We start from the raw sequence: 10,568 nt of genomic DNA, 5'->3' as shown, positions 1-10,568 counted from the left end.
CTTCAACTGTGGTTCCAGCGGCTGCCGGTAATTGATGAAGGCTTCATAGCCGTAGTCGGCGATCGCCTGCCGACCCTTGTCATCCGAGCCGACCACGGCGACTGCCCGCGCGCCGGCCTGCTGGCTGAGCTGGCCGACGATGCTGCCGACCGCTCCCGCTGCCGCCGTCACCAGCACCGTTTCGCCCGGCTTCGGATTGCCGATGTCGTGCAGCGCCAGATACGCGGTCAGGCCGTTGATGCCGAGCAGGCCGGCACCGGTCGACAGCGGCGCCTGCGCCGGATCGACCCGCCGCAGCACGCTGGCCGGCGTGGCGACGCAGTAGTCCTGCCAGCCGAACCAGCCATACAGGAAGGTGCCGATGGCGAAGTCCGCATGCTTCGATGCGATCACTTGGCCGACCGCCATCGCCCGCATCACCGCACCGATCGGCACCGGCGGGGCGTAATTGTTCTCGTCGTTGACGTAGCCGCGCTGGGCCGGGTCCACCGACAGGTAATGGTTCTCGACCAGGAACTCGCCGTCGTTCAAGTCCGGCACCGCGACCGTCTTCAGCTCGAAGTGCGCCGGCTGCGGGATGCCGACTGGACGGGACTTGAGGGTGATCTGGCGGTTGTTCATTTGCTAGCTCGGGTCAAAAGCAACGGTTCAACGCAAAGGCGCAAAGGAAAGCCAAGATAAGAACGCAAAGAAAAGCTTGATTGAAGTCGCAATTTGTCGATCAAGCTTCTGGCTTTCTTTGCGTCCTTTCTTTTCCCTTTGCGCCTTTGCGTTTAACGGTTGATTTGGCTTTTAGCCGTGCATTGTCAAGCCGCCGGAGACCGAAATCGTCTGGCCCGTCATGAACGCGGCATCGTCGCTCGCGAGGAATGCGACGAGGCCCGGATAGTCGCTCGGCTCGCCGATGCGGCCCAGCGGCACGCCGCGGACCATCGCATCGCGGATCTTCTGGCCTTCCTCGCCGGTGCCGACGAAGGCGTCCATCGCCGGGGTGTTGGTCGGGCCCGGGGCGACGCAGTTCAAGGTCACGTTCTTGCGCGCCACTTCGCGGGCCAGCGCCTTCGCGAACGCGATCGTCGCGCCCTTGGTGCCCGAGTACACGACTTCGCCGCTTGATCCGACGCGGCCGGCATCCGAAGCGATGAAGATCACGCGGCCACCGCCACGGGCCACCATGCCCTGCACCACGGCATGGGTCATGTGCAGCGGGCCCATGTAATTGATGTCGACCACCTTCTTCCAGAAATCCGGCGTGGTCTTCAGGAACGGGATCGGCTTGTCCCAGCCGGCGTTGTTGACCAGCGCCCAGGTCGGGCCGATCTTGGCTTCGACTTCGGCCACGGTCTTCTTGACTGCTTCGTAGTCGGTGATGTCGCAGATGCCGGCGGTCGCTTTGCCGCCTGCGGCCTCGATCTCGGCCACGGCCTTGGTCGCCGCGTCGGCATTCATGTCGAGCACGCCGACGACCATGCCTTCCTCGGCCAGACGCTTGGCGATCGCAAGCCCGATGCCGCTCGCCGCGCCGGTGACCAGGGCCACCTTGTCTTTCAGTCCACGCAAGATTCTTCTCCGGATTGAGGGTGCTGCTCGTTGATCGGACCCAGCAGGTCACGGCGGTGCCGAAACGCTTGTGCACCTGCAGCGCTTGTTCGGCAGGGCCGTGCGACATAGTATGGCACCATACTACCAAGCCGAACAACGCGGGACTGGAATCGCGTGGCACGAGCGTTGGCCGAGAAGGCGGACCACAACCGAAGTACGGGTCGGCGTGCGTCCGTGCCGACGATAATCCAGATAACCGGTGGCGGCGACCAGAGCATCAAGCCCGTTCCGTGACAATCAACGTGCAGGGGATGGCGTGAACCGCAAGCAGCCCGCAGCAGACGCTCACGAAGGCGGCAGCGGCCCCGTGCTGGTGCTGTTGCATGGGCTCGGCGGCACCTGGCACGTCTGGAAGCCGGTGCTGCCGTTGCTGGAGCGACATCACCGCGTGATTGCGCCGACACTGCCGGGTCACGTCGGCGGCGTTCCGATTCCCGAAGGTGCGGCGCCGACAGTCGACACGATGGCCGACCTGCTGATCGCGGACCTCAAGGCGTGCGGCATCGAACGGGCGCACGTGGCCGGCAATTCGCTCGGCGGCTGGCTGTCGCTGGAACTGGCGCGGCGCGGCTTCGCGCAGTCGGTCACCGCCTTGTCGCCAGCGGGTGGCTGGCAGACGCAGAAGGATTACGACGCGGTTGCCAAGTCGTTCCGGATCATCTTCACGCTGTTGCCGATCCTGATCGTGCTGTTCACGCTGCTGCTGTCATTCGGCTTCATTCGCCGGCTCCTGAACCGGCAGGCGATGGAGCATGGCGATCGCGTGCCGGCCGAGGAGAGTCGCCGCGCGATGCGTTCGATGCGCGACACGATCATGCTTCCCGCCTTGCTCGACAGCATGAAGCGCATCGGCGGGATCAAGCCGTTCGTGGCCAATCCGCCGCTGGTGCGCATCGCCTGGTGCGAGCACGACAAGGTCATTCCGTACGCGCGCTATGGCGCCGCACTGACGGACATCGTGCAAGGCGCCGAAGCCCTCACCGTGACCGGCTGCGGCCACGTGCCGATGTACGACGATCCGGAACAGGTGGCGGCCATCATCGCCACCACCGTGGCACGTGCGCCGTACGTGCCGCCGGCATCGTCCGCGAGCATCGGCAGATGAATCTGGCCGATCTCAATCCGGTGCTGGCGGCGACGCTGATCCAGCGTCGTCAGGTGGCGCAGCAGGTGTCGAAGTCGCCACGGTTTGTCGAGCAGATCGACAAGCTCGCGAAGCAGCTGAAGCTGCCGGTGGCGCAGGTTGCGACTGAAGCGCTGAAGGGTCTCGAGGAGATCGTGACCGTGCAGAGCCCGGCGTTCGCGGCGATGTTCGACTACGGCCTCGGGCCCCTGCATACGCGCGCCTGGACCATCGATGCCGATCTCGCGGCGCTGGCCCGGCTGAAAGCGCTCAACCGGTCCCACGCGCTGGTCTATCTGCCAACGCATCGCTCGTATGCCGATGCCTTCATCCTGTCGCGATTGCTGCGCGACAACGGACTGGCGCGCAATCACATCCTCGGCGGCAACAATCTCGGCTTCTGGCCGCTCGGCACGATCATCCGCCGCTCCGGCGGCATCCTGATCCGACGCAGCTTTCAGGACGACGAGATCTACAAGCTGGTGGTCCGCGAATACCTGGCCTGGCTTGCGTCGCAGCGCAAGAACCTCGAGTGGTACATGGAAGGCGGCCGCAGCCGCACCGGCAAGCTCAGGCCGCCCAAGTACGGCCTGCTGAGCTACCTCGTGTCGGCCATCGAAAGCGGCGGCGCCGACGACATGCTGCTGGTGCCGGTCGCGACCACCTACGATCAGATGCACGAGGTCGGCGTGATGGCGGCCGAGGAAGCCGGCGCCGCCAAGGCCAAGGAAAATCTGCTGTGGCTGGCGGGCTATGCGCGGACCCAGCAGAAGCGCATCGGCAATGCCTACGTGCGCTTCGGTGAGCCGCTGAGCCTCAAGGAAGCGCTGGCCCGCGCCGATGCCGAGGGCGGCGGCAAGTGGACGGTCGCCAAGATCGCGTTCGAAGTGTTCCAGCGGATCAACCGGGCGACGCCGGTCACCGCCAACGCGCTCGTGACCTTGGCGCTGCTCGGGGTCAAGGATCGTGCATTGACCCTGGCCGAAGTCCACGAACTGGTGCTGCCGTTGCTCGACTACGCCGATGCCCGCGGGCTGCCGAGTTCCCATCTCGAAGACCTGCGGGGCCGTGACGGGCTTGAGGCCACATTGGGCAGCCTGAACGCGGGCGGCGTCGTCAGCCGCTATGACGGCGGGACCGACGTGGTGTTCGCCATAGAACCGGGCCAGCATTCGGTGGCCGCGTTCTACCGCAACTCTGCGGTGCACTGGTTCATCAATCGCGCGATCTTCGAACTGGCGCTGCTCGATACGGCCAAGGAAGAGATCACCGGTCCGCTGGAGCGCGCCTGGCAGTCGGCGTTCGCGCTGCGCGATCTGCTGAAGTTCGATTTCTTCTTCAGCGACAAGGCGACCTATCGGGAAGAGCAGAAAGCGGAGTCGCGCCTGTTCGATGCCAAGTTCCGGCAGAAGGCGGTCACCGCCGAAGGGCGGCGCAACCTGCTGCTCGGTGCGCCGTTCCTGATCGCGCATCGCGTGCTGACGCCGTTCATCGAGGCCTACTACATCGTGGCCGATCGTCTGGCGGCACAGCCGATCGAAACGGCGGTCGACAAGAAGAAGCTGACCGAGGAATGCGTCAGAGTCGGTCGCCAGTATGTGCTGCAGAAGCGGCTGAGCAGCCCGGAGTGCGTCTCGCGTGAAGTGTTCGGCAACGCGCTGTCGCTGGCAGCCAATCGCGGTCTGCTGAAACCGGGAGGGTCTGACCTTGCCGAGCGTCGTCGCGCCTTTGCCGATGAACTCGCTTCCGTGGTCGAGCGACTCGCCGCCATCGACACGGTGGATCAGGCCCGCCACGCCGCCGCCCACGCCGTTGCACCGGACACCGTCAGCGCATGAAATCCAACCCGGCTCTGGAGCAGCAACTGCGCCGCATCGCCGAGAGTCCGTCCGGCCCGAAGATCGGTGCCTTCTTCGACTACGACGGCACGCTGATCGACGGCTACTCGGCCGCCGCCTATTTCTTCGATCGCATCAAGCGCGGCGAAATGAGCACGCAGGAGATCCTCGACACGCTGAAGCTCAGCCGCAAGGCCGATCTCGCCGACGAGGAGTTCTTCGACGTCATCGCCAACGGCATCCTCGACTGGGCTGGCGAGACCGAGGCCGACCTGCGCGCGCTGTGGCGCCGCCTGTGGCTGGAGAAGACCGCGACGACGCTGTTCCCGGAGTCGTGGAAGCTGATCGACGCGCACCAGAAGAAGGGGCACACGGTGGCGATTGCGTCATCGGCAACGCTGTACCAGATCGAGCCGCTGGCGCAGGAATACGGCATCGAACACATCGTCTGCACGCGGGCGATGATCCGCAACGGCAGGCTCACGGGCGGCCTCGATGGCCAGCCGGCCTGGGGCGAAGGCAAGGCGGCCGGCGTCAAGGCATTCGCCAAGGCGCAGGGCGTGAATCTGAAGGCGAGCTTCGGCTATGCCAACGGCAACGAGGACATCGCCTTCCTGAAGTCGGTGGGTCGCCCCAGCGCGATCCAGCCGAAGCCGCAGCTCGAACAGGTGGCAGCCGCATCCGGCTGGCCGATCCTGCGCTTCCCGCGCCGCTCGCGCGCATCGGCGGCGGCGATGGCACGCACCGTCGGTGCCTACGCCGCGATGGGCGCGAGCTTCGTCGCCGGCCTTGGCCTGGCCCGGATCACCGGCGACGATCGCAGCGCCGCCGACTTCATCACGACCACCGCCAGCGACGCCGCGATGGCCGTGCTGGGTGTGAAGATCGACGTGATCGGCGAGGCGCATCTGCACCAGCATCGACCCTGCGTGTTCATCATCAATCACCAGTCGAAGTTCGACCTGTTCGTGATGATGAACATCGTGCGCACCCGCTTCAGCGGTGTCGCCAAGGCCGAAGCCGCTCGGGTGCCGGGCTTCGGGCGCTACATGAAGATGGCCGGCGTGGCGTTTCTCGATCGCGCCGATTCGCGCTTGTCGATCGATGCGCTGGGCCCGGCGGTCGAACGCATCAAGTCGGGCCTGAGCATGTGTATCGCGCCAGAGGGCACGCGTTCGTGGACGCCGAAGGTCGGCAAGTTCAAGAAGGGCGCGTTCCACATGGCGATGCAGGCCGGCGTGCCGATCGTGCCGGTCGTGATCCGCAATGCCGGCGAGATCATGGGCCGCAACGATCAGGCGATGCGCGCGGGCACGGTGCAGGTGGCCGTCCTGCCGCCGGTCGACGTCAGCCGCTGGAAGCCCGACGAACTCGATGCGCGCATCGAAGCGGTACGCCAGCAGTACATCGACACGCTGAACGACTGGCCGGAATCGATCGCATGAGTCGGCGCATACGCGTTGCGGTGCTCGGCGCCGGCTCCTGGGGCACGACGGTGGCGTCGCTGGCGTCGCGCAATACCCAGACCACGCTGTGGGCGCGCCGTGCCGAGACGGCGGACGAGATCAACCGCGAGCATCGCAATTCCGCCTATCTGAAGGAACTGCCGCTGTGTTCGCGCCTGATCGCCACCGCGTCGCTGCATGAGGCCGTTCGCGACTGCGATGTGCTGGTCGTCGGCGTGCCGTCGCACAGCTTTCGCGAGACCTTGCGGACGGTTTCGCAGTACCTGCGGCCGTGGGTGCCGGTGATCAGCCTCGCCAAGGGGCTGGAGCAGGGCACGCACAATCGCATGACCGAGATCATCCATCAGGAGCTGCCCGGTCACCCGGCCGGTCTGCTGGCCGGGCCGAACATCGCGCGCGAAGTGCTGCAGGGATACGCCGCCGCCGCAGTCCTCGCGATGACCGACGAGACCGTCGCCAAGGCGCTGCAGCCGCTGTTCAGCAGCGCCGTGTTCCGGGTCTACACCAACCGCGACGTGATCGGCTGCGAACTCGGCGGGCCGCTGAAGAACGTCATCGCGATTTCCGCCGGCATGGCCGAGGGCCTGAGCGTGGGCGAGAACACCCGGGCGATGGTCATCACCCGCGGCCTGTCGGAGATCACGCGGCTCGGTGTCGCGCTCGGCGGCTGCGCGGAAACCTTCTCCGGCCTGACCGGCCTCGGCGACCTGCTGACCACCTGCATGAGCCCGCTGTCGCGCAACCGGCAGGTCGGCGTGCAGTTCGCGCAGGGCCGCACGACTGCGGAGATCGTCGCGTCGATGAACATGGTTGCCGAAGGCATCAAGACCTCGAGCGTGGTCATGGAACTGGCCGCGATGCATGGCGTCGTGATGCCGATCGCCGCCGAGGTCGCGGCCGTGGTCAACGGCGAGCATGGTGCCGTGCAGGCGTTCCGCGGCCTGCGCAAGCTGGCTGCCGGCGCCGAAGACAGCGCTGGCTGAGTCTTTCCCCTTGATGATGTCCACAATGAAGCCCGCACGATGAGCCAGTCGAGAACACCCGCAGACCCGCTGCTGGAGGAACTGCGCCAATGGGGCGGCCCAGACGAGATGAGCGCGTTCGAAGCGGTGATGTGGCTGGCCGAGGTCGATCCGCGGCTGCGTTCGACCATCGTCTCGGTCATGGTCTTCGACACCACGCCGGCGTGGCAGCGCCTGCAGGCCGAGTTCCGCTGGCTGGTGGCCGCGGTGCGTCGCTTCCGGCAGAAAGTGGTGGTGCCGCAGGGTGTCGGCAATCCGACCTGGGTCGAGGACCCGGCTTTCGATTTCGACTATCACGTGCGGCGTCAGCAATTGCCGGCGCCGGGCAACGAGCGCCAGATGTTCGACGCCGCCGGCATCATCGCGATGACGCCGTTCGACCGGTCCCGGCCGCCGTGGGAAGCGACGCTGATCGAAGGCCTCGACGGGGGGCGTGCGGCGCTGGTGCTGAAGATGCACCATGCCGCGACCGATGGCCTGGGCATCGTCCAGCTGTTGCAGCGCATCTTCCATCGCGAGCGTGATGCCCTGCCGCGCGCCGTGCCGACGATCCCGCGCAGCCGCAGGGCCGCGACTGCACGCAGCCTCGGGCTGAAGGCACTGCGCAGCCGCATCACCGCGCTGCCCGCGACGGCGATCGAAGCTGCCAACGCGCTTGGCCGTCAGGCCTCCGCGTTGATCAAGTACCCGGAAGACGTGCAGCAGACGCTCGATTACTTGGCGTCGGCGAAGCGCATGCTCGGCATCAAGCCGGTGGCCGGTTCGGGCCTGTTCAAGCGCCGCAGCCTGTCGTGGCGGCTCGATGGCATCGAACTGCCGTTGACCGCATTCAAGGCGGCGTCGAAGGCGGCGAATGCCTCGATCAACGATCTGTTCCTCGCCGGCCTGATCGGCGGCTTCCGGCTCTACCACGAGCGTCTCGGGGTGGCGATCAAGCAGATGCCGATCGGCTTTCCGATTTCCCTGCGCACCGACGCCGATGCGATGGGCGGCAACAAGTTCGCCGGTTCGCAGTACGCGGCCCCGGTGGCCGAGCGCGACCCGATCGCCCGCATCCGCCACATCCAGCAGTTCGTGCGCGACACCCGCGCCGAGCCGGCGCTGGACGTGATGATCCGGATGATGCCGGTGGTCACCAAGCTGCCGATCGGCGTGGTGACCAGGCTCACGGCCGATTTCACCACCGCGCAGGATGCGCAGATCAGCAACGTGCCGGGCATTCCGTATCCGGTCTACTTCGCCGGCGCCGAGGTGCGGCAGTACTGGCCGTATGCGCCGGTGCCGGGCTGCGGAATGATGATTGCGATGCTGTCGCACAACGGCCGCTGCTGCATCGGCATCAACAGCGATCGCGCGGCCGTCACCGAACCGGACCTGCTGCTGGAATGCTTCCGCGAAGGCCTGGACGAAGTGTTGGCGCTCGGTCGCGCGCCGGCAACACCGTTACCAGCGGCCCCGACGCGCAGGACCGCCGCTGCTGCAAAGGCCGCGCACTGAACCCACGAAAACCGAGTTGCCATGAACCATCGCGAAAGCCGCTTCGAAGGCGTCAACAAGACCGGAATCTTCTTCCAGAGCTGGCTGCCATCCGCCGCCCCGAAGGCGAGCGTGGTGATCGCCCACGGCCTCGGCGAGCACGGGGGGCGTTATGCCGAAGTCGCCGCGCAGCTGGTCGCGCTCGGCTGCGCAGTGCATGCGATCGACCATCGTGGCCACGGCAAGTCGGACGGCGCGCGCGCCTTCGTCGACAAGTTCGCCAATGCCGTGGCCGACATCGACACGCTGGTCGAGACCGCGAAGCGCGCGCTGCCCGGCAAGCCGCTGTTCCTGCTTGGCCACAGCATGGGTGGCGCACTGAGTCTCAGCTACACGATCAAGCACGGCAAGAAGCTGAGCGGTCTGATCCTGTCCGGTCCGGCCGTGGCGCTGGATGGGGCGCCGGCCTACCTGCCGCCGGTTGCGAAGTTCCTGTCATCGGTCTCGCCGAAGCTCGGCATGTTCCAGGTCGACCCGAGTCTGGTCAGCCGCGATCCCGATGAAGTGGCGAAGTACGCGAACGATCCGCTGAACGCGCACGCCAAGGTGCCGGTGCGAACCTTGGCCGAGATCGTTCGCTTCGTCGAAGTGGTGCCGGCGCTGCTGCCGGTGATCACGGTGCCGACGCTGCTGCTGCACGGCAGCGACGACAAGCTCGCCGGTGTTGCCGGCAGCCGCATGATCCTTGAACGGATCTCGTCGACCGACAAGACCCTGAAGGTCTACGACGGCCTGTATCACGAGATCTTCAACGAGTTCCCGGCCGATCGGGCGCGCGTGTTCCGGGATCTGACCGAGTGGCTGACGCCGCGGCTCGCGGCCTGAGCGCGGCCCGATGACCCATCCCGACGAGGCGCAGCCAGCGCCGTCGCCGCCGCACGTGCGTGCCGCGTATGGCCACTGGATGCAGGAGCGCGTGCGCTGGTCCGATACCGACCTGATCGGCCACGCCAACAATGTCGCGGTCTCGGCCTACTTCGAGACCGGCCGTTCGCACTTCATGCGCAGCGTCGTCGCGATCGATGCCGAACCGCGGGCGCTGCTGGTGCTGGCCCAGCTGACGATCAACTTCCTCGGCGAGATGCACTGGCCCGATGTCATCGACATCGGCACGGGTTGCCTGTCGATCGGCCGCAGCTCGTGCCGTACCGGGCAGGCGCTGTTCGTGGGCGAGCGCTGCGTCGGCACCGCCGAATCCGTGGTGGTGATGATCGACGAGGTCACGCGCAAGCCGGTGCCGCTGCCGTCATGGCTGCGGCAGTGGCTCGATCAGAACCGGATCGCGGCGCTCGGCTGAAGCGGTCAGGCCGCTGCCGGTGGCGCGCACAGCGCCGCCGCCTTCTTCCACGCCGGCCGCTGTTCGATGCGCGCGAGATAGGCGCGGATGCGCGGATAGTCCGCCAGCGGCGCGTGGGTCGGCATCGGGATCGCCGTGCCGGCGGCCATCGCCAGCGTGTAGTAGGTCATGACATCGGCGACGGTCAGCGCATCGCCGGCGAGATAGTCCCGGCCGTCGAGCGTGCGTTCGACATGGTCGAACATCGTCTTGTACTCGGCAGCCGCGAACGCGCGCAGCGCCGGCGCTTCCGACTGCGTCAGCGTGGTCAGCAGGTCGAGCAGCACCGGCACCATCAGCGTCGATTCCGAGCAGTGCATCCAGTAGTCGTGCGCGCGTCGTTCCGCGGTGCCGGCGGCAGGACGCAGGCGGCCGTTGCCGTACTGCTCGACGAGGTAGTCGCAGATCAGCGCCGACTCGATCACGGTGTTGCCATCGTCCTCGATCGCCGGCGCCTTGCCGAGCGGGGTCACGGCGAACAGCGATGGCGGTGCGCGAAAGCTTTCCGGATCGCGCAGATGGGTGACCAGCTCGTACGGAATGCCCAGCTCCTCGGCCAGCCAGACGATGCGATCGGAGCGCGACAGCGCGAGGTGGTGAATCCGTAACATGTTATGGCTCCTGAGTCGGAATGCCGCGTGTCGG

General features: G+C 66.6%; 10 protein-coding genes. 7 read left to right on the top strand and 3 right to left on the bottom strand.

Going from position 1 to position 10,568, the window contains the following annotated elements; translation table 11 throughout:
* On the bottom strand, nucleotides 1–621 hold a 621-nt coding region (locus QZ951_RS02370; RefSeq protein WP_292998152.1), incomplete at its 3' end, for an NADP-dependent oxidoreductase.
* A gap of 171 nt (nucleotides 622–792) precedes the next feature.
* Nucleotides 793–1,560 carry a glucose 1-dehydrogenase gene (locus QZ951_RS02365; protein ID WP_292998150.1) on the bottom strand — a complete coding sequence of 256 codons (768 nt, stop codon included), beginning with the start codon at nucleotides 1,558–1,560 and terminating at the stop codon, nucleotides 793–795.
* Nucleotides 1,561–1,858: 298 nt separating this feature from the next.
* Here QZ951_RS02365 and QZ951_RS02360 point away from each other — a divergent pair, with 298 nt between their 5' ends.
* The 7 genes from QZ951_RS02360 to QZ951_RS02330 are packed head-to-tail and all read left to right on the top strand — an operon-like array spanning nucleotide 1,859 to nucleotide 9,884.
* A complete protein-coding gene (locus tag QZ951_RS02360; RefSeq protein WP_292998148.1) occupies nucleotides 1,859–2,707 on the top strand; it encodes an alpha/beta fold hydrolase in 849 nt (282 codons plus the stop codon).
* Nucleotides 2,704–4,563 (top strand): 1-acyl-sn-glycerol-3-phosphate acyltransferase, encoded by a 1,860-nt coding sequence (locus QZ951_RS02355; protein WP_292998146.1) that lies wholly within the window; start codon nucleotides 2,704–2,706, stop codon nucleotides 4,561–4,563. Before QZ951_RS02360 ends, QZ951_RS02355 begins: the two co-directional genes overlap by 4 nt.
* A complete protein-coding gene (locus QZ951_RS02350) occupies nucleotides 4,560–6,008 on the top strand; it encodes an HAD-IB family hydrolase (protein ID WP_292998144.1) in 1,449 nt (482 codons plus the stop codon). The genes QZ951_RS02355 and QZ951_RS02350 overlap by 4 nt, the downstream gene beginning before the upstream one ends.
* On the top strand, nucleotides 6,005–7,012 hold the full coding sequence (locus QZ951_RS02345; protein ID WP_292998142.1) for an NAD(P)H-dependent glycerol-3-phosphate dehydrogenase: 1,008 nt from the start codon (nucleotides 6,005–6,007) through the stop codon (nucleotides 7,010–7,012). Before QZ951_RS02350 ends, QZ951_RS02345 begins: the two co-directional genes overlap by 4 nt.
* A 39-nt stretch (nucleotides 7,013–7,051) precedes the next feature.
* Entirely contained in the window at nucleotides 7,052–8,548 is a 1,497-nt protein-coding gene (locus tag QZ951_RS02340; protein ID WP_292998140.1) for a wax ester/triacylglycerol synthase family O-acyltransferase, read from the top strand.
* Between the two features lie 21 nt (nucleotides 8,549–8,569).
* Nucleotides 8,570–9,412 (top strand): alpha/beta hydrolase, encoded by an 843-nt coding sequence (locus tag QZ951_RS02335; RefSeq protein ID WP_292998138.1) that lies wholly within the window; start codon nucleotides 8,570–8,572, stop codon nucleotides 9,410–9,412.
* 10 nt (nucleotides 9,413–9,422) lie between these two features.
* A complete protein-coding gene (locus tag QZ951_RS02330; protein ID WP_292998136.1) occupies nucleotides 9,423–9,884 on the top strand; it encodes a thioesterase family protein in 462 nt (153 codons plus the stop codon).
* Nucleotides 9,885–9,889: 5 nt separating this feature from the next.
* Here the strand turns inward: QZ951_RS02330 and QZ951_RS02325 are convergent, their stop codons facing one another.
* Nucleotides 9,890–10,534: a glutathione S-transferase family protein gene (locus QZ951_RS02325; protein WP_292998134.1), complete on the bottom strand. Its 645-nt coding sequence runs from the start codon at nucleotides 10,532–10,534 to the stop codon at nucleotides 9,890–9,892.
* Nucleotides 10,535–10,568: the final 34 nt, after the last annotated feature.

This window comes from Nevskia sp. (genome assembly GCF_021732705.1).
Taxonomy (GTDB): domain Bacteria; phylum Pseudomonadota; class Gammaproteobacteria; order Nevskiales; family Nevskiaceae; genus Nevskia.
Note: the sequence above shows the minus strand (reverse complement) of the source record. Positions and strands in the feature narration are given on the sequence as shown.

Coding starts and splice junctions, on each gene's coding strand:
- QZ951_RS02355 (WP_292998146.1), top strand. CDS start 2,704: ATGAATCTGGCCGATCTCAATCCGGTGCTGGCGGCGACGCTGATCCAG.
- QZ951_RS02350 (WP_292998144.1), top strand. CDS start 4,560: ATGAAATCCAACCCGGCTCTGGAGCAGCAACTGCGCCGCATCGCCGAG.
- QZ951_RS02345 (WP_292998142.1), top strand. CDS start 6,005: ATGAGTCGGCGCATACGCGTTGCGGTGCTCGGCGCCGGCTCCTGGGGC.
- QZ951_RS02340 (WP_292998140.1), top strand. CDS start 7,052: ATGAGCCAGTCGAGAACACCCGCAGACCCGCTGCTGGAGGAACTGCGC.
- QZ951_RS02335 (WP_292998138.1), top strand. CDS start 8,570: ATGAACCATCGCGAAAGCCGCTTCGAAGGCGTCAACAAGACCGGAATC.
- QZ951_RS02330 (WP_292998136.1), top strand. CDS start 9,423: ATGACCCATCCCGACGAGGCGCAGCCAGCGCCGTCGCCGCCGCACGTG.
- QZ951_RS02325 (WP_292998134.1), bottom strand. CDS start 10,534: ATGTTACGGATTCACCACCTCGCGCTGTCGCGCTCCGATCGCATCGTC.